Genomic DNA, 20,972 nt, shown 5'->3' with positions numbered 1-20,972 from the left:
GAAAGGCTCTGGCCACTCTGCTCAAGCGTCAAGGGGTGAATCTTTACGGCGTCGCACCCATTTCCCCGCGTGACCCGCAGGAACCCCTGGCCCTGTCGTATGCCCAGCAGCGCCAGTGGTTCCTGTGGCAGCTGGAGCCCCAGGGCACCGCGTACAACGTACCGATGGCCCTGCGGCTCACCGGCGAGCTGGACATCGAGGCCTTGCGCGCCAGCTTCCAGGCGCTGATCGAGCGCCATGAAGTCCTGCGCACCACCTTCCACCATGACGGTGAACAGGCGGTGCAACGTATCCAGCCCGCCGCGCCCTTCGACCTGCCTGTGCAGGTACTGGAGGACGAGGCGGGCGTGGGCCTGGAACACGCGCTCAAGCACCAGGTGGACCGCGAAACGCAGCAGCCCTTCGACCTCGAGGCCGGGCCCCTGCTGCGCGTCAAGCTGCTGCGCCTGGCACCACGCGAGCACGCGCTGGTGCTGACGCTGCACCATATCGTTTCCGATGGCTGGTCGATGCCGATCATCGTCGATGAACTGATCCAGGGGTATGAAGCCTTGCGCAGCGGCCAGGCCGTGCAACTGCCGGCCTTGCCGATCCAGTACGCCGACTACGCGCTCTGGCAACGCCAGTGGATGGAGGCCGGCGAGCAGGAGCGCCAGCTGGCGTACTGGCAGGCCAGGCTGGGCGGCGACCAGCCGGTGCTGGAACTGCCCACCGACCACCCGCGCCCGGCGGTGCAAAGCCATGCCGGCGCCAACCTGGGCCTGGAGTTGAGCGCCGAGTTGGCGCAGCGCCTCAAGGCACTGGCCCAGCAACAGGGCGTGACCCTGTTCATGCTGCTGCTGGCGAGCTTCCAGACCTTGCTGCACCGGTATTGCGGCCAGCCGGATATCCGGGTCGGCGTGCCGATTGCCAACCGCAACCGCGCCGAAACCGAACACCTGATCGGCTTTTTCGTCAACACCCAGGTGCTCAAGGCCGACTTCACGCTGCACACCCCCTTCACCGCGCTGTTGCAGCAGGTCAAGCAGGCGGCGCTGGATGCCCAGGCGCATCAGGACCTGCCTTTCGAACAACTGGTCGATGCGCTGGAATCCGAGCGCAGCCTGAGCCACAGCCCGCTGTTCCAGGTGATGTTCAACCACCAGGCCGATGCCGGCCCGCCGGCGCGCACGCTGGCCGAGCTGACGGTGCAGGTGCTGGCGTGGGACAAGACCACCGCCCAGTTCGACCTGGCGCTGAACACCATCGAGCACGCAGAAGGCATCGCGGCATCGCTCACCTACGCCACCGACCTGTTCGAGCCTGGCACCATCCAGCGCCTGCTCGGGCACTGGCACAACCTGCTGCAAGGGATTGTCGAACAGCCGCAACGCACGATTGCCGAGCTGCCGCTGCTGGATGCGCAACAGCGCCAGCAACTGCTGGGTGACTGGAATCGCACCGAGGCGCACTACCCGGCCGAGGCCTGCGTGCACACGCTGTTCGAGGCGCAGGTAGCCCGCACGCCGCAGGCCGTTGCACTGGTGCACGGCGAGCAGGAGCTGACCTATCAGCAGCTCAACAGGCGTGCCAACCAGCTGGCGCACCGACTGCGCGAGCTAGGGGTCGGGCCGGACGTCAGGGTGGCGGTGGCGCTCGAACGCACCCCGGACCTGGTGGTGGCGCTGCTGGGCATTCTGAAGGCCGGCGGCGCCTATGTGCCGCTGGACCCGGAGTACCCGCAGGAGCGCCTGGCCTACATGATGCGCGACAGCCAGGCACTGCTGTTGCTGTCGCAGTCGACGTTGCTGGCGCGCCTGCCCGAGGCAATGGGCGCGCGCACCCTGTTGCTCGACCAGGTGCAGTTGGACGCCTGTGGCGCGGACAACCCGCTGAACCACACGCACGCCAGCAACCTGGCGTACAGCATCTACACCTCGGGCTCCACCGGCCTGCCCAAGGGCGTGCTGATCGAGCACCGCAACACCGTGGCGCTGATCGAATGGGCGCGCACCGTCTACAGCACCGATGACCTGCAGGGCGTACTGGCCTCGACCTCGATCTGCTTCGACCTGTCGGTGTGGGAGATCTTCGTCACCCTGGCCTGCGGTGGCTATGCGGTTCTGGCCGACAACGCGCTGGAGCTGCCGACCCTGGCGGCACGTTCGCGGGTGCGCCTGGTCAATACCGTGCCTTCGGCGATCAAGGCGCTGCGCGATGCCGGGCAATTGCCCGATAGCGTGCGCGTGGTCAACCTGGCCGGCGAGGCGCTCAAGCAGTCGCTGGTCGACCAGCTCTACCAGGCCGGTCATATCGAGCGGGTCTACGACCTGTACGGGCCTTCCGAAGACACCACCTATTCCACCTACACCGCGCGCACGCTGCATGGGCGCGCCACTATCGGCCGGCCCATCAGCAACAGCCGGGTCTACCTGCTGGACGCCGCCGCTGCGCCGGTGCCGGTGGGCGCGGCCGGTGAGCTGTACCTGGCCGGTGCCGGCCTGGCGCGAGGCTACGCCGGGCGCGCGGCGCTGACCGCAGAAAAGTTTTTGCCCGACCCATTCGACACCAGCGCGCAAGGGGGCGGGCGCCTGTACCGCACCGGCGACCTGGCGCGCTACCGCGACAACGGCTTGATCGAGTACGCCGGGCGTATCGACCATCAGGTGAAGATCCGCGGCTTCCGTATCGAGCTGGGCGAGATCGAGGCCCGGCTGCAGGCCCACCCGGCCATTGGCGAAGCGGTGGTGATCGACGTGGCCGCTGCCAGCGGCCGCCAACTGGTGGCCTACCTGGTGCCGGCCAGCCCGACGGCACAGGCGCCCGACACGCACAGCCGCCTGCGCAACGACCTGCGCGAGCACCTGCGTCGCGCCCTGCCGGACTACATGGTGCCGGCGCACCTGATGTTCCTCGACGCCTTGCCGCTCACGCCCAATGGCAAGCTCAACCGCAAGGCGCTGCCAGCGCCGGAGGCCAGCCAGCTGCAACAGTCCTTCGTGGCCCCGCAGAGCGAGATGGAGCAGCGTATCGCGGCGATCTGGGCGGGCGTACTCAAGGTCGACCAGGTGGGCCTGACCGACAACTTTTTCGAGCTGGGTGGCGACTCGATCATCTCGATCCAGGTGGTCAGCCGAGCGCGCCAGGCCGGCATTCATTTCACCCCCAAGCAACTGTTCCAGCACCAGACCGTGCAAGGGCTGGCGTCGGTGGCGCGGCGGGGCGAGCCGGCGCGGCAGATCGACCAGGGCCCGGTAAGCGGCCCGGCATTGCTGTTGCCGATCCATCAGCACTTCTTCGACGCGGCGATACCGCAGCAGCACCACTGGAACCAGGCCCTGCTGCTCACCCCGGGGCGGGCCTTGAATGCGTCCACCCTGGGCCGGGCGCTGGAAGCGCTTGTCGCGCATCACGACGCCTTGCGCCTGCACTATGCACGCCAGGCCGATGGCAGCTGGGCGGCGCAGCACGGCGCGGTGCAGGTGCAGCCCGAGCGGTTGTGGCTGGCCGAGGTGGCGACTGCCGATGAGCTGCAGGCACTGTGCGAAAAAGCCCAGCGCAGCCTGAACCTCGAACGCGGCGAGCTGCTGCGCGCGGTGCTGGCCACGCTGGCCGATGGCAGCCAGCGCCTGCTGGTGGCGATCCACCACCTGGTGGTGGATGGCGTGTCGTGGCGCATCCTGCTCGAAGACTTGCAAACCGCCTGCACGCAACTGGACGCCGGGCAGGCCGTGAACCTGCCGGCCAAGACCAGCTCGACCCAGGCCTGGGCGCAGCGCCTGCAGGCGCACTCCGGTGACCTGCAAGCGCAGTTGAGCTACTGGACCGGCGAACTGGCCGGCACCTGTGCCGAGCTGCCGTGCGACAACCCGCAGGGGTCGCTGCAAAGCCTGCATGGCACGCAGGTCAATACCCGCCTGGACCCGGCCAGCACCCGTCAATTGCTGCAACAGGCCCCGGCGGCCTACCGTACCCAGGTCAACGACCTGCTGCTGACCGCGCTGGCACGGGTGATCGCACGCTGGACCGGGCGCGATGACGTATTGATCCAGCTGGAAGGGCATGGCCGCGAAGACCTGTTCGATGACATCGACCTGACCCGCACGGTGGGCTGGTTCACCAGCCTGTTCCCGGTGAAGCTCAGCCCCAGCGACAGCCTCGACGGCTCGATCAAGCGCATCAAGGAGCAGTTGCGCGCGGTACCGGACAAGGGCCTCGGTTTTGGCGCGCTGCGTTACCTGGGCGACGCACAGGCCCGCGACGCGCTGGCCGCGCTGCCGGTGCCGCGCATCACCTTCAACTACCTGGGCCAGGTCGATGGCAGCTTTGCCGGGCAGGCGGGCGAGGCGGCCTTTCTTGCCCCGGCCGGCGAACACCCGGGGGCCAGCCAGAGTGTCGAGGCGCCGCTGGGCAACTGGCTGTCCATCGACGGCCAGGTGTATGGCGGCGAGCTGACCCTGGGCTGGCGCTTCAGCCAGGACATGTTCAGCCCCGGCACCATCCAGGCCCTGGCAGATGCCTACGCCCGTGAACTCACGGCGCTGGTGGCACACTGCACGCAGGCGGGCAGCGCCGGCGCGACGCCGTCGGACTTCCCGTTGGCGGGCCTGAGCCAGGCGCAACTGGACAGCCTGCCGATCCCGCTGGCGGCCATCGACGACATCTACCCGTTGTCGCCGATGCAGCAGGGCATGCTGTTCCACACCCTGTACGAGCAGGGCGAAGGCCACTACATCAATCAGATGCGCGTGGACGTGCATGGGCTGGAGGTCGAACGTTTCGAGCAGGCCTGGCGCGATGCGCTGGCCCGCCACGAAGTGCTGCGCGCCAGTTTCGTCACCGCCTTCGAGCAACCGTTGCAGGTGATTCGCAAGCACGTCGAACTGCCCTTCGTGACGCTCGACTGGCGTGCCCGGCCGGCGCTGCAACACAGCCTGGACCATTGGGCCGAGGCCGACCGTCAGCGCGGCTTCGACCTGCAGCAGGCCCCGTTGCTGCGCCTGGCGGTGATCCGCACTGCCGAGCAACGTCACCACCTGATCTACACCAGCCACCACATCCTGATGGACGGCTGGAGCAACTCGCAGCTGCTGGGCGAGGTGTTGCAGCGCTATGCCGGGCAGGTGAGCGTGCCCCTGGCCGGTCGCTACCGCGATTACATCGAATGGCTTGGTGCCCAGGATGCGGCCCAGGCCGAAGCGTTCTGGCAGCAACAGCTGCTGGCACTGAGCGAGCCGACGCGCCTGGCCCAGGCGATTCGTTCGGAAAAGACCACGTTGGGCAGCGGCCAGGCCAACCACTATCAGGTACTGGACCGCACGCTGCTGAGCGATTTCGCCCGTCAGCAGCGCGTGACCGTCAACACCCTGGTGCAGGCCGCGTGGCTGCTGCTGTTGCAGCGCTATACCGGGCAGGCGTGTGTCTGCGTCGGGGCCACGGTGTCCGGGCGCCCGGCGCAGTTGAGCGGGGTGGAGCAGCAACTGGGGCTGTTCATCAACACGCTGCCGCTGGTGGCCAGCCCGTCACCGGCACAGGCGGTGGGGCAATGGCTGGAACAGCTGCAGGCGCAGAACCTGGCCCTGCGCGAGCACGAGCACAGCCCGCTGTTCGAGGTTCAGCGCTGGGCCGGGCTGGGCGGCGAAGGGCTGTTCGACACCTTGCTGGTGTTCGAGAACTACCCGGTGGCCGAGGCGCTGCAACAGGGCGCGCCGGGCGGCTTGACGTTCGAGGGCACCTTGAGCCACGAACAGACCAACTACCCGCTGACCCTGGCCATCGGCCTGGGCGATGAACTGTCGATCCACTATGCCTACGACCAGGCGCAGTTCAGTCGCCACAGCGTGGAGCAGATTGCCCGGCACTTCGCCAACCTGCTGAATGCCCTCGTGCAGGACCCGCAGCGGCGCATTGCCGAGCTGGCTGTGCTGCAGGCGCAGGAACAGCAACAGATCGTGCAGGCCTGGAACCCGCAGGCGGCGGCTTACCCGGGCGAGCGCTGCATCCATGAGCGTATCGCCGAGCAGGCAGAGCAATCGCCCCACGCCATCGCGGTGGCCTGCGGCGAGCAGGCCCTGAGCTACCAGCAACTGAACCAGCGGGCCAACCAGCTGGCCCACAGGCTGCGCGAACGCGGCGTGGGCCCGGATGTGCGAGTGGGGCTGGCAGTGGAGCGCAGCCTGGAGATGGTGGTGGGTATCGTGGGCATTCTCAAGGCCGGTGGCGCCTATGTGCCGCTGGACCCGGAGTACCCGCAGGACCGCCTGGCCTACATGATCGAAGACAGCGGCATCACGCTGCTGCTGACCCAGGCGCACCTGGAACTGCCTGCTGCTGCATCGGTCGAGCGCGTGATCCTGGAAAGCGGCCAGGCGTGGCTTGAAGGCTGCAGCACGGCCAACCCGGTCAATCACACCACGCCGGCCAACCTGGCCTATGTGATCTACACCTCGGGCTCGACCGGCAAGCCGAAGGGCACCTTGCTGGCGCACCACAACGTGATGCGCCTGTTCGATGCGACGCAGGACTGGTTTGCTTTCGACTCCAGCGACGTGTGGAGCGTGTTCCACTCCTACGCCTTCGACTTCTCGGTGTGGGAGCTGTTTGGCGCGCTATTGCACGGCGCCAAGGCGGTGGTGGTGCCGCGTGAAGTGGCGCGTTCGCCGCAAGACTTCCACGCACTGCTGGTGCGCGAGCAGGTCACGGTGCTGAACCAGACGCCGTCGGCGTTCAAGCAACTGGTTCCGGTGGCCTGCGCGAGCCCGTCGCCGCTGGCGCTGCGCTATGTGGTGTTCGGCGGCGAGGCACTGGATGTGGCCAGCCTCAAGCCGTGGTTCGAGCGCTTCGGCGACCGCCAGCCGCAGCTGATCAACATGTACGGCATCACCGAAACCACGGTGCATGTCACGTACCGGCCACTGAGCCTTGCCGACCTGGAGCAGGACGGCGTAAGCCCGATTGGCGCCGTGATTCCGGACCTGTCGTGGTACCTGCTGGACAGCGATTTCAACCTGGTGGCGCCGGGTTGCCAGGGCGAGCTGCATGTCGGCCAGGCCGGCCTGGCGCGCGGTTATCACCAGCGCGCCGCGCTGACGGCGTTGCGTTTCGTGCCCGACCCGTTCGACACCAGCGCGCAGGGTGGTGGGCGCCTGTACCGCACCGGCGACCTGGCGCGTTATCGCGGTGACGGCGTGATCGAGTACGTGGGCCGTATCGACCATCAGGTGAAGATCCGCGGTTTCCGTATCGAGCTGGGCGAGATCGAGGCGCGGCTGCAAGCGCACGCTGCCGTGCGTGAAGCCGTGGTGCTGGACATCGACGGTGCCACCGGCAAGCAACTGGTGGCCTACCTGCTGACGTCGGCGCCCGCGACCGCCGAGCTGCGTGCCGCATTGCGCGAGCACCTCAAGGCCACGCTGCCGGACTACATGGTGCCGGCGCACCTGGTGTTCCTCGATGCCTGGCCGCTGACCGGCAACGGCAAGCTGGACCGCCGTGCACTGCCCAGGCCCGACGCCAGCCAGCTGCAACAGGCCTACATGGCGCCGCACAGCGAGCGCCAGCAGCAGGTCGCGGCGATCTGGGCCGATGTGCTCAAGGTCGAGCGGGTGGGCCTGAACGACAACTTCTTCGAACTGGGCGGGCATTCCCTGCTCGTGCTGTCTGTGCTGTCGCGCCTGCAATTGACGCTGGGGTTCAAGGTGGAACCTGCGTTGCTGTTCCAGCACCCGGTGCTGGGCGCGTTCAGCGAACAGTTGGACAAAGGAAATAGTGTGGAATTTGAAGACAAGCTGCGACGCCTGGACCTGTTTGCCGAAGACCTGGAGGATGCCCAATGAACACCGATACCGCCAAGAACGTCGCCAGGCGCTTCGTGCTGCTGCCCCTGGACAAGCGCAAGGTCTACTGGGAGCGGATGCAGGCCGAGGGGATCTCGGCGGCCAACCTGCCGATCCCGGCAACCCGTGACCAGTTCGAGGCCATCCGCCTGTCGTACGCCCAGCAGCGCCAGTGGTTCCTCTGGCAGCTGGAGCCCGAAGGCGTCGCCTACAACATTCCGACGGCGCTGCGCCTGAGCGGGGCGCTGGATATCGAGGCCTTGCGCGCCAGTTTTGCCGCGCTGATCGAACGCCACGAGACCTTGCGCACCACCTTCAGCCACGATGGCGAACAGGCGCTGCAGGTGATTCATGCGCACGTGCCGTTCGCACTGGATATCGAGGCGCTGGAGGTGGCGCCGGGTGCCGATGCCCAGGCGCTGATCAAGGCCCGGGTCGAGGCCGAGACCGACCGGCCGTTCGACCTGGAGCAAGGGCCGCTGATGCGGGTCAAGCTGTTGCGCCTGAACGCCGAAGAGCATGTGCTGGTACTGACCCTGCACCACATCGTCGCCGATGGCTGGTCGATGCCGATCATGGTCGACGAGCTGATCCGCTGCTACGAGGCCCATCGGCTTGGCCAGCCGCTGCAACTGCCGGCGCTGGAGATCCAGTACGCCGACTATGCGATCTGGCAGCGCCAATGGATGGAAGCCGGGGAGCAGACACGCCAGTTGGCCTACTGGACCGCGCAACTGGGCGGCGAGCAGCCGCTGCTGCAACTGCCTGCCGACCGCCCGCGCCCGGCGGTGCAGAACCCGGCCGGTGCGGTGTGCAGGATCGAACTGGACGCGGCACTGGCCAGCGACCTCAAGCACCTGGCCAAGGCCCAGGGCGTGACCCTGTTCATGCTGCTGCTGGCCAGTTTCCAGGCTGTGCTGTACCGCTATACCGGCCAGGCCGACATCCGCGTCGGCGTGCCGGTGGCCAACCGCAACCGCCTGGAAACCGAGCGCCTGATCGGCTTTTTCGTCAACACCCAGGTGCTCAAGGCCGAGTTCGATTCGAACATGACCTTTGCCCGGTTGCTGCAGCAGGTTCAGCGCACGTCGATGGCGGCCCAGGCGCATCAGGACCTGCCGTTCGAACAGCTGGTCGAGGCCCTGCAGCCCGAGCGCAGCCTGAGCCACAGCCCGCTGTTCCAGGTGATGTACAACCACCAGACCGAGGCCAGGGGCGCTACCCGCAGCCTGTCGGGCCTTGACGTGCAGGGGTTGGCGTGGGAGCAGCATACCGCGCAGTTCGACCTGACCCTGGAAACCCTGGAACACGAGGCGGGCATCGGTGCCTCGCTCAACTATGCGACCGCACTGTTCGATGCCTCGACCGTGCAGCGCCTGGCCAACCATTGGCGCCAGCTGCTGCAGGGCGTTGTGGCGCAGCCGCAGCAACGCATTCTTGAGCTGCCGCTGCTGAGCGTGCAGGAACAGCAGCAGATCCTCGCGGCCGGCAACCCGGGCGGGGCGGGCGCCGCGCCCACCCGTTGCATCCATGCACTGATTGCCGAGCAGGCCGAGCGCAGCCCCGAGGCCGTCGCCGTGGTGTTCGGTGAACAGGCCCTGAGCTACAGGCAACTGAACCGTCGTGCCAACCAGTTGGCCCACCTGCTGCGTGCGCGCGGCGTGGGCCCGGATGTGCTGGTGGGCATCGCCGCGCAGCGCAGCCTGGAGCTGGTGGTGGGCCTGCTGGCCATTCTCAAGGCCGGCGGCGCCTATGTACCGCTGGACCCGGAGTACCCGCAGGAGCGCCTGGCCTACATGATCGAGGACAGCGGCATCACCCTGCTGCTGGCCCAGGCACACCTGGAGCTGCCCGAGTGTACGGCCATCGAACGCCTGCATCTGGAAGCGGGCGATACCTGGCTGCAGGCATACAGCGATGCCGAGCCGTCGGTGGTTGCCGACGCCGAGCACCTGGCCTATGTGATCTACACCTCCGGTTCCACCGGCAGGCCCAAGGGCGTGGCGGTACGCCAGGGCGGCCTGGCCAATCACATGCAGTGGATGCAGCAGGCATTCGCGGTGCAGGCCAGCGACCGTGTGCTGCAGAAAACCGCGTTCAGCTTCGACGCCTCGGTGTGGGAATTCTGGCTGCCGCTGATGAGCGGCGCCCAACTGGTGGTGGCGCAGCCGGGGCTGGTGCTGGAGCCCGAGCCGTTCTGGCAGGCGGTGCAGGCGCAGCAGATCAGCCTGCTGCAGATGGCCCCCTCGCTGCTCACCGCCCTGCTGCCCGAGCGCCGCGCCGGGCAGATGGATTCGGTGCGCCTGTTGGCGATGGGGGGCGAGGCCCTGACCCGCACCCTGGTGCAGCAGGTGCGCAGCGGGTGGGACGGGCAGGTGGTCAACCTGTATGGCCCCACCGAGGCGACCATCGACAGCTCGGCGTACAGCGTGCAGCCGGGCGTGGATGATGCCTCGCCCATCGCACCGATCGGCCGGCCGATTGCCAATGTGCAACTGCATGTACTGGGCCAGGACCTCGAGCTGCTGCCGGGCAGCAGAGGCGAGCTGTACATCGGCGGGGCCTCGCTGGCCCGCGGCTACCTCAACCAGCCGGCACTCACCGCCGAGCGTTTTGTGCCCGACCCGTTCGATGCGAGCGCCCAGGGCGGTGGGCGGCTGTACCGCAGCGGCGACCTGACCCGCTGCCGCCAGGACGGCGTGATCGACTACGCCGGGCGTATCGACCACCAGGTGAAGATCCGCGGCTTGCGCATCGAGCTGGGCGAAATTGCTGCCAGGCTGCTGGAGCACCCTGGCGTTCGCGAGGCGGTGGTGATCGACAGCGAAGGTGCGCATGGCCCGCAACTGGTGGCCTACCTGGTGGCCGCCGAGGGCGGCGCGGCAGACGCCGCGCAACAGGCGCGCCTGCGCGAGCACCTGGGCGCAGCCCTGCCGGCCTATATGGTGCCGGCGCACCTGATGTTCCTCGCAGCGTTGCCGTTGATGCCCAACGGCAAGCTGGACCGCAAGGCGCTGCCCAAGCCCGACGTGAGTGCGCAGCAACAGGTTTACGTGGCACCGCAGAGTGAACTGGAGCAGCAGATCGCAGCGATCTGGGCCGGTGTGCTGAAGCTTGAGCAGGTCGGTCTGAGCGACAACTTCTTCGAACTGGGCGGCGACTCGATCATCTCGATCCAGGTGGTCAGCCGAGCGCGCCAGGCCGGCATTCATTTCACGCCCAAGCAACTGTTCCAGCACCAGACGGTGCAAGGCCTGGCCACGGTGGCCAGGCGCGGCGCGCTGGCGCGCCAGATCGACCAGGGCCCGGTGACCGGCCCGGCGTTGCTGTTGCCGATTCATCAGTACTTCTTCGATACGCCGATACCGCAGCGTCACTACTGGAACCAGGCCTTACTGCTCACGCCCGGCCACGCGTTGCAGGCTGCGCTGCTGGAGCAGGCGCTGCGGGCGCTGGTGGGCCAGCATGATGCCCTGCGCCTCGGCTACACCGAGCAGGCTGACGGCCGCTGGAGCGCCACGTACCGCGCCACCGATACTGCCGCGCCGCTGCTGTGGCTGGCGCAAGCGGCCGATGAGCCGGCCTTGCAAGCCGTGTGCGAACAGGCCCAGCGCAGCCTCGACCTGAGCGACGGGCCGTTGCTGCGGGCGGTACTGGCGACAATGGCCGATGGCAGCCAGCGCCTGCTGCTGGCGATCCACCACCTGGTGGTGGATGGCGTGTCGTGGCGCATCCTGCTCGAAGACCTGCAAACCGCCTACACGCAACTGGACGCCGGGCAGGCCGTGAGCCTGCCGGCCAAGACCAGCTCGACCCAGGCCTGGGCGCAGCGCCTGCAGGCGCACGCCGGTGACCTGCAAGCGCAGTTGAGCTACTGGACCGGCGAACTGGCCGGCACCTGTGCCGAGCTGCCGTGCGACAACCCGCAGGGTTCGCTGCAGGGTGTATACGGCGCCCATGCCCAGACCTGCCTGGACCCGGCCACCACCCGGCAGTTGCTGCAACAGGCCCCGGCGGCCTACCGCACCCAGGTCAACGACCTGCTGCTGACCGCGCTGGCGCGGGTGATCGCACGCTGGACCGGGCGCGATGACGTATTGATCCAGCTGGAAGGGCATGGCCGCGAAGACCTGTTCGATGACATCGACCTGACCCGCACGGTGGGCTGGTTCACCAGCCTGTTCCCGGTGAAGCTCAGCCCCAGCGACAGCCTCGACGGCTCGATCAAGCGCATCAAGGAGCAGTTGCGCGCGGTGCCGGACAAGGGCCTCGGTTTTGGCGCGCTGCGTTACCTGGGCGATGCACAGGCCCGCGACGCGCTGGCCGCGCTGCCGGTGCCGCGCATCACCTTCAACTACCTGGGCCAGTTCGACGCCAGCTTTGCCGACGGGCAGGGCGAGGTCGCGTTCTTCACCCCGGCGCTGGAGCATGCCGGCGCCACCCAGTGCGCCGAGGCGCCGCTGGGCAACTGGCTGTCGATCAACGGCCAGGTGTATGGCGGTGAACTGAAACTGGGCTGGGGCTACAGCCGCGAGATGTTCAGTGACCAGACCATCCAGGCGCTGGCCGAGGACTACGCCCGTGAACTAACGGCGCTGGTGGCGCACTGCACCCAGGCCGAGCACCACGGCGCGACGCCATCGGACTTCCCGCTGGCGGGCCTGAACCAGGCGCAACTGGACAGCCTGCCGATGCCGCTGGCGGCCATCGACGACATCTATCCGCTGTCGCCGATGCAACAGGGCATGCTGTTCCACACCCTGTACGAACAGGCTGCCGGCAACTACATCAACCAGATGCGCGTGCAGGTGACGGGCCTGGATGTAGCGCGCTTCAAACAGGCCTGGCAGCAGGCGGTGGACCGCCATGAAGTGCTGCGCGCCAGCTTCGTCACTGCCTTCGAGCAACCGTTGCAGGTGATTCGCAAGCACGTCGAACTGCCGTTCGTCGAGCTCGACTGGCACGCGCAACCGCCCTCGCCCCAGCGCCTGGACAGCCTGGCCGCCGCCGACCTGCAACGCGGTTTCGACCTGCAGCACGAGGCGCTGCTGCGCCTGACGGTGGTACGCACCGGTGTGCACAGCCACCACCTGATCTACACCAGCCACCACATCCTGATGGATGGCTGGAGCAACTCGCAGCTGCTGGGCGAGGTGCTGCAACGCTATGCCGGGCAAGGGGGCGCGCGGTCGGCGGGCCGCTACCGCGACTACATCGAATGGCTGGCTCGCCAGGACAAGCCGCGCACCGCCGCCTTCTGGCAGCAACAGCTGCAAGGGCTGAGCGAGCCCACACGCCTGGCCCAGGCCATCCGCTCGGACAAGGCGCTGCTGGGCACGGGGCACGGCGATCATTACCAGGTGCTCGATAGCCGCGCGACCCAGGTGCTCAGCGAGTTTGCACGCCAGCAGCGTGTGACCGTCAACACCCTGGTGCAGGCGGCCTGGCTGCTGCTGTTGCAACGCTACAGCGGGCAGGCGTGTGTGAGCTTTGGTGCCACGGTATCCGGGCGCCCTACGGACCTTGCCGGGGTGGAAGAACAGCTGGGGCTGTTCATCAACACCTTGCCGCTGGTGGCCAGCCCGTCGCCGGCACAGGCGGTGGGGCAATGGCTGGAACAGTTGCAGGCGCAGAACCTGGCCTTGCGCGAACACGAGCACAGCCCCTTGAACGAGATTCAGCGCTGGGCCGGGTTGGGCGGCGAAGGGTTGTTCGACACTTTGCTGGTGTTCGAGAACTACCCGGTGGCCGAAGCCCTGCAACAGGGCGCGCCGGCCGGGCTGGTGTTCGGCAATGTAGACACCCATGAACAGACCAACTACCCGTTGACCCTGGCCATCGGCCTGGGCGATGAACTGTCGATCCACTATGCCTACGACCAGGCGCGGTTCAGCCGCCACAGCGTGGAGCAGATTGCCCGGCACTTCGCCAACCTGCTGAATGCCCTCGTGCAGGACCCGCAGCGGCGCATTGCCGAGCTGGCCGTGCTGCAGGCGCAGGAACAGCAACAGATCGTGCAGGCCTGGAACCCGCAGGCGGCGGCTTACCCGGGCGAGCGCTGCATCCATGAGCGTATCGCCGAGCAGGCAGAGCAATCGCCCCACGCCATCGCGGTGGTCTGCGGCGAACAGGCCCTGAGCTACCAGCAACTGAACCAGCGGGCCAACCAGCTGGCCCACAGGCTGCGCGAACGCGGCGTGGGCCCGGATGTGCGAGTGGGGCTGGCAGTGGAGCGCAGCCTGGAGATGGTGGTGGGTATCGTGGGCATTCTCAAGGCCGGTGGTGCCTATGTGCCGCTGGACCCGGAGTACCCGCAGGACCGCCTGGCCTACATGATCGAAGACAGTGGCATCACGCTGCTGCTGACCCAGGCGCACCTGGAACTGCCTGCTGCTGCATCGGTCGAGCGCGTGATCCTGGAAAGCGGCCAGGCGTGGCTTGAAGGCTGCAGCACGGCCAACCCGGTCAATCACACCACGCCGGCCAACCTGGCCTATGTGATCTACACCTCGGGCTCGACCGGCAAGCCGAAGGGCACCTTGCTGGCGCACCACAACGTGATGCGCCTGTTCGATGCGACGCAGGACTGGTTTGCTTTCGACTCCAGCGACGTGTGGAGCGTGTTCCACTCCTACGCCTTCGACTTCTCGGTGTGGGAGCTGTTTGGCGCGCTATTGCACGGCGCCAAGGCGGTGGTGGTGCCGCGTGAAGTGGCGCGTTCGCCGCAAGACTTCCACGCACTGCTGGTGCGCGAGCAGGTCACGGTGCTGAACCAGACGCCGTCGGCGTTCAAGCAACTGGTTCCGGTGGCCTGCGCGAGCCCGTCGCCGCTGGCGCTGCGCTATGTGGTGTTCGGCGGCGAGGCACTGGATGTGGCCAGCCTCAAGCCGTGGTTCGAGCGCTTCGGCGACCGCCAGCCGCAGCTGATCAACATGTACGGCATCACCGAAACCACGGTGCATGTCACGTACCGGCCACTGAGCCTTGCCGACCTGGAGCAGGACGGCGTAAGCCCGATTGGCGCCGTGATTCCGGACCTGTCGTGGTACCTGCTGGACAGCGATTTCAACCTGGTGGCGCCGGGTTGCCAGGGCGAGCTGCATGTCGGCCAGGCCGGCCTGGCGCGCGGTTATCACCAGCGCGCCGCGCTGACGGCGTTGCGTTTCGTGCCCGACCCGTTCGACACCAGCGCGCAGGGTGGTGGGCGCCTGTACCGCACCGGCGACCTGGCGCGTTATCGCGGTGACGGCGTGATCGAGTACGTGGGCCGTATCGACCATCAGGTGAAGATCCGCGGTTTCCGTATCGAGCTGGGCGAGATCGAGGCGCGGCTGCAAGCGCACGCTGCCGTGCGTGAAGCCGTGGTGCTGGACATCGACGGTGCCACCGGCAAGCAACTGGTGGCCTACCTGCTGACGTCGGCGCCCGCGACCGCCGAGCTGCGTGCCGCATTGCGCGAGCACCTCAAGGCCACGCTGCCGGACTACATGGTGCCGGCGCACCTGGTGTTCCTCGATGCCTGGCCGCTGACCGGCAACGGCAAGCTGGACCGTCGCGCACTGCCCAAGCCCGACGCCAGCCAGCTGCAACAGGCCTACGTGGCGCCGCAAAGCGAACTGGAACAGCAGATTGCCGCGATCTGGGCCGGGGTACTGAAGCTTGAGCAGGTCGGCTTGACCGATAACTTCTTCGAGCTGGGCGGCGATTCGATCGTCTCGATCCAGCTGGTCAGCCGGGCGCGCCAGGCCGGCATCCACTTCACCCCCAAGGAGCTGTTCCAGCACCAGACGGTGCAGGGCCTGGCCACGGTGGCCAGGCGCGGCGAGCTCGGCCAGCAGGTCGATCAGGGTGCGATGAGCGGCCAGGCACTGCTGTTGCCGATTCACCAGTACTTCTTCGAGGCAGCGATCCCGCAGCGCCACCACTGGAACCAGTCGCTGCTGCTTGCGCCTGGCCAGGGCCTGCAGGCGTCCCTGCTGGAGCGGGCCTTGCAGGCGCTGGTGGTGCAGCACGATGCGTTGCGCCTGAACTACGCCGAACAGGCGGACGGCCGTTGGGGCGCGCAGTATGGCGGGCTCGGTGGGCAGGCGCTGGTGTGGTCGGCGCAGGTGGCCGACGAGCAGGCCCTGCAGGCGCTGTGCGACAAGGCCCAGCGCAGCCTCGACCTGCACGGCGGGCCGTTGCTGCGCGCGGTGCTGGCCACCCTGGCCGATGGCAGTCAACGCCTGCTGCTGGCGATCCACCACCTGGTGGTGGATGGTGTGTCGTGGCGCATCCTGCTCGAAGACCTGCAAACCGCCTACACGCAACTGGATGCCGGGCAGGCCGTGAGCCTGCCGGCCAAGACCAGCTCGACCCAGGCCTGGGCGCAGCGCTTGCAGGCGCACGCCGGCGACCTGCAAGCGCAGCTGAGCTACTGGACCGGCGAACTGGCCGGCACCTGCGCCGAGCTGCCGTGCGACAACCCCAGGGGGTCGCTGCAAGGCGTGCACGGCGCCCAGGCGCAGACGCGCCTGGACCCGGCCACCACCCGGCAGTTGCTGCAACAGGCCCCGGCGGCCTACCGCACCCAGGTCAACGACCTGCTGCTGACCGCGCTGGCGCGGGTGATCGCGCGCTGGACCGGGCGCGATGACGTATTGATCCAGCTGGAAGGGCATGGCCGCGAAGACCTGTTCGACGAGCTCGACCTGACCCGCACGGTGGGCTGGTTCACCAGCATGTTCCCGGTAAAGCTCAGCCCCGCCGACAGCCTTGCCGGTTCGATCAAGCGCATCAAGGAACAACTGCGCGCCATTCCCGACAAGGGCATCGGTTTTGGTGCCTTGCGGTACCTGGGCAACGATCAGGCGCGCGCCGCGCTGGCGGCACTGCCGGTGCCGCGTATCACCTTCAACTACCTGGGCCAGTTCGACGCCAGTTTTGTCGACGCGCAGGGCGAGGCTGCCTTCTTCACCCCGGCCATGGAACACGCGGGCGACAGCCAGAGCCCCGAGGCGCCACTGGGCAACTGGCTGTCGATCAACGGCCAGGTGTATGGCGGCGAGCTGAAACTTAGCTGGAGCTTCAGCCGCGAGATGTTCGACGCCGCGACCATCGAGGCATTGGCCCAGGATTACACCCGCGAACTCACGGCGCTGGTCGTGCATTGCACCCAGGCCGACAACATCGGCGCAACCCCTTCGGACTTCCCGCTGGCCGGGCTGAGCCAGGCGCAACTGGACAATCTGCCGATGCCGCTGCAGGCCATCGACGATATCTACCCGCTGTCGCCCATGCAGCAGGGCATGTTGTTCTACAGCCAGCAGGCGCCGGAAACCGCGCTGTACGTCAACCAGATCGCGGTGCCGATCGACGGCCTCGACAGCACGCGCTTCATCGGCGCGTGGCACAGCGTGCTGGAGCGCTACGACATTCTGCGCACCGGCTTCTGGTCGGCGCAGCAACTGGCCGAGCCGCTGCAGGTGGTGTATCGCCAGGCCGAGCTGCCGGTACGCCTGCTGGACTGGAGTGCACGCGAGGATTCGGCGCAGGCGCTGGAGGCATTGGCGGCCGCCGATGCGGCGCAGGGCTTCGACCTGAGCGTGGCGCCGCTGATCCGCCTGACCCTGGTCAAGCTGGATGACACCCGTACCCACTTGCTGTGGACCAGCCATCACATATTGATGGACGGCTGGAGCAGCTCGCGCCTGATTGCCGAAGTATTCCTGGCTTATCACGGCCAGCCCGGCAGCCAACCGGTGGGCCGCTACCGCGACTACATCCGCTGGCTGGGGCGCCAGTCGCAGACCGAGCTGGAGCGTTTCTGGAGCACGCGCCTGCACAGCCTGGACGGCCCGACACTGTTGGCCGACAACGTTGCGCCACGCCCGCAGGCGGCGTCGGGCGGCCATGCGGCGTTGTACCTGAACTGGGATGCGGCGCGTACCGAGCACCTGCGCAACCAGGCGCAGCGCCTGCGCGTCACGCCCAACACCCTGGTGCAGGGGGCCTGGTTGCTGCTGCTGCAACGCTATACCGGCCAGCGCACGGTGTGCTTCGGCGCAACGGTGGCGGGGCGCCCGGCGTCACTGCCCGGGGTTAATGAAATGCTCGGGCTGTTCATCAACACCTTGCCCGTGGTGCAGACCCCCGAGCCGCACCAGCGCGTCAGCGACTGGTTGAGCGAGCTGCAGGGCTACAACCTGGAACTGCGCGACCATGAGCACGCGGCCCTGGCCGATGTGCAGCGTTGGGCCGGTCGCGCCGGCCAGGCCCTGTTCGACAGCATCGTGGTGTTCGAGAACTACCCGGTGGACGAGCGCCTGAAGGGCGCCAGCGACAGCAGCCTGCAGTTTGGCGAAACCAGCACTCGCGATGTGACCAACTACGCGATGGACCTGGCGGTCAACCTGGGCCAGACGCTGAGCATCGAGTTCCTGTACCTGACCGAACGCTTCACCGAGCAGGCGGTGGCCGCGATACTGGGCAACTTCGAGCGCCTGCTCGGCGCCCTGCTGGATAACCCGCAGGCCACGCTGGGTAGCCTGGACATGCTCACCGACGGGCAGACCGTGCAGTTGCAGCAACGCAACCAGTTGCCGCCCAGCGCAGTGCCTGCGCCGTTGCTGGCCACGACGATTGCCGGTCATGCCCGCCAGCGCCCCCACGCGCAGGCCGTGGTGTGTGGTGCTCGTCAGCTGAGCTATGCCGAGCTGGATGCCCAGGCCAACCGCCTGGCGCACCACCTGATTGCACTGGGTGCGCGCCCTGAGCGTTGCGTGGGCATTGCACTGGAACGCTCGGTGGAGACCATCGTTGCGTTCCTGGCCGTGATGAAGACCGGTGCCGGCTATGTGGCGCTGGATGTGGACTACCCGCAGGACCGCCTGCAATGGATCGTCGAAGACTCGGCCATGAGCCTGTTGCTGACCCACAGCACGCTGGCCCCGCGTTTCGAGGTGAGTGCCCCGGTGGTCGAACTGGACCGCGTGGACCTGTCGGCGCTGGCGTCGAGCTGCCCGTCGCCGACGGTGAGCGCCGACAACCTGGCCTACCTGATCTACACCTCCGGTTCCACCGGCAAGCCCAAGGGCGTGGCGGTGAGCCACGGGCAGATCGGCATGCACTGCCGGGCCATCGCCGAACGCTACGAAATGGATGCCGCCACCCGGGAGCTGCTGTTCATGTCGTTTGCCTTCGATGGCGCGCAGGAGCGCTGGCTGTCGACCTTGCAGGCCGGCGGCTGCCTGGTGGTGCGTGACAACCGTCTGTGGAGCGCCGAAGAGACCCTGCAGGTGCTGCAGGCCGAGCGCATCGATATTGCCTGCTTCCCGCCGGCCTACCTGCAGCAGATGGTCGAGTACGCCGAGGCCCTGCGTCTTGGCCCGCCGCCGGTGCGGGTGTACTGCTTCGGCGGCGATGCGGTGCCCGATGCCTTGTTCGAGGCAGTGAAGCGGGTGCTGCAACCGCAGTGGCTGGTCAACGGCTACGGCCCCACCGAGACGGTGGTCACGCCCCTGCTGTGGAAGGTGCCGGGCACGCAGCGCTGCGAGGCGGTGTATGCGCCTATCGGCGAGCGGGTCGGCCAGCGCACCCTGTATGTGCTGGATGAAAACCTCAATCCGCTACCCGATGGCGTGGCCGGCGAGTTGTATGTGGGCGGGGCAGGGGTTGCGCGTGGCTATCACCAGCGTGCCGGGCTGACCGCAGAGCGCTTCGTGGCCGACCCGTTTGCCCAGGGGGCGCGCCTGTACCGTACCGGTGACCGGGTGTGCCGGCGCAGCGACGGGGTGATCGACTACCTCGGGCGCCTGGACAACCAGATGAAGATTCGCGGCTTCCGTATCGAGCCCGGCGAGATCGAGGCGCGCCTGCGCAATCAGCCAGGGGTCGGCAATGCGGTGGTGACCGCCCGTGAGATCGAGGGCAACCAGCAGTTGCTGGCCTACATCGTGACCACGGCAGAAGCCGCCAGTGGCGAGCAACTGCGCGAGGTGCTGCGTGGCGAGTTGCCCGACTACATGGTGCCCGCCCACATCATGGTGATGGCGCAGTTGCCGCTCACGCCCAACGGCAAGCTCGACCGCAACGCGCTGCCCGCGCCGCAGTTCGCCCACCGTGCCTGGACGGCGCCACGCAACGCCGTGGAGCAGGCGCTGGCGGCGATCTGGCAAGAGGTGCTGGACGTGGAGGCGGTGGGTATCGACGACAATTTCTTCGAGCTGGGTGGCGATTCGCTGCGGATGCTGAAGATGCTGTCGCGGGTACGTGCCAGCGACAGTGTGGACATCGAGCTGAAGCTGCGCGACGTGATGGCCCGGCCGACCATCGGCGAGCTGTCGGGCTATGCACCGGACACGCTGCACAACCTCGACCCCTTGCTGCTGCTCAACACCGCGGTGGCGAACGTGGCGCCGCTATTCTGCCTGCATGCCGGGTTCGGCACGGTGTTCGACTACGAGCCGCTGGCGCGCCGTCTGGATGGGCACTGCAGTGTGTACGGGTTGCAATGCCGCATGCTGCTGGAGCCGGCCTGGGTCGACGATTCGCTGCAGGCCATGGCCATCGATTATGCCCAGTACATTCGCCAGAAGCAGCCGCAGGGACCTTATCGCCTGCTGGGCTGGTCGCTGGGCGGCGCCCTGGCGCTGCTGGTGGCCCAGGAGCTGGAAGGCCAGGGCCAGCAGGTGGCGTTGCTCGGGTTGGTCGACAGCTTCCTGCCATCGGCCACCGCGGTGCTCCCGGTGACGGACTGCGCGGCGGACTTGCGCAGCTTCCTGGCGGTGGTGTTGCAGGCGGCGGGTGATACGCTGGTGCTGCCCCAGGCGGTGGCGGCCGACCTCGAGGATGCGGCGTTGGCCGGCGTGATCGAGCAGGCCCGCTCGGCATTGCCGGGCGCGGGGTATGCGCAGCTGAGCAGCGCCGAGCTGGCCCACACCTTTGGCGTGGGCATGCGGCTCAAGGCGTTGTCTGGGCAGTTGCAGCAACTGCCTGGCACCCTGGCGCAGCCATGTTGCTGGTGGGCGGGCGAGGCGGCGCGGGTGGCGGGCAGCGCTGAAGACATCGTAATCGCTGCCGGGCACTACGACCTGCTCGGGCACCCCGACCTGCTCGAAGGCCTGGCAGCCCGGCTGACCGCTGATGTGAGCGTTGCCGGGTGAGCGCTGCCGTTTGAGA

General features: G+C 67.7%; 2 protein-coding genes. Both read left to right on the top strand.

Going from position 1 to position 20,972, the window contains the following annotated elements; genetic code table 11:
- Positions 1-35: 35 nt before the first annotated feature.
- Positions 36-7,814 carry an amino acid adenylation domain-containing protein gene (locus V9K84_RS13045; protein WP_338794404.1) on the top strand — a complete coding sequence of 2,593 codons (7,779 nt, stop codon included), beginning with the start codon at positions 36-38 and terminating at the stop codon, positions 7,812-7,814.
- Positions 7,811-20,956, top strand: a complete 13,146-nt coding sequence (locus tag V9K84_RS13040) for a non-ribosomal peptide synthase/polyketide synthase (protein WP_338794403.1) — start codon at positions 7,811-7,813, stop codon at positions 20,954-20,956. The genes V9K84_RS13045 and V9K84_RS13040 overlap by 4 nt, the downstream gene beginning before the upstream one ends.
- The last annotated feature ends 16 nt before the right edge of the window (positions 20,957-20,972 follow it).

The sequence above is a fragment of the Pseudomonas sp. AE27 genome, from assembly GCF_037113495.1.
GTDB lineage: Bacteria > Pseudomonadota > Gammaproteobacteria > Pseudomonadales > Pseudomonadaceae > Aquipseudomonas > Aquipseudomonas palmensis.
This window is presented reverse-complemented; position numbering and strand designations above follow the sequence as displayed.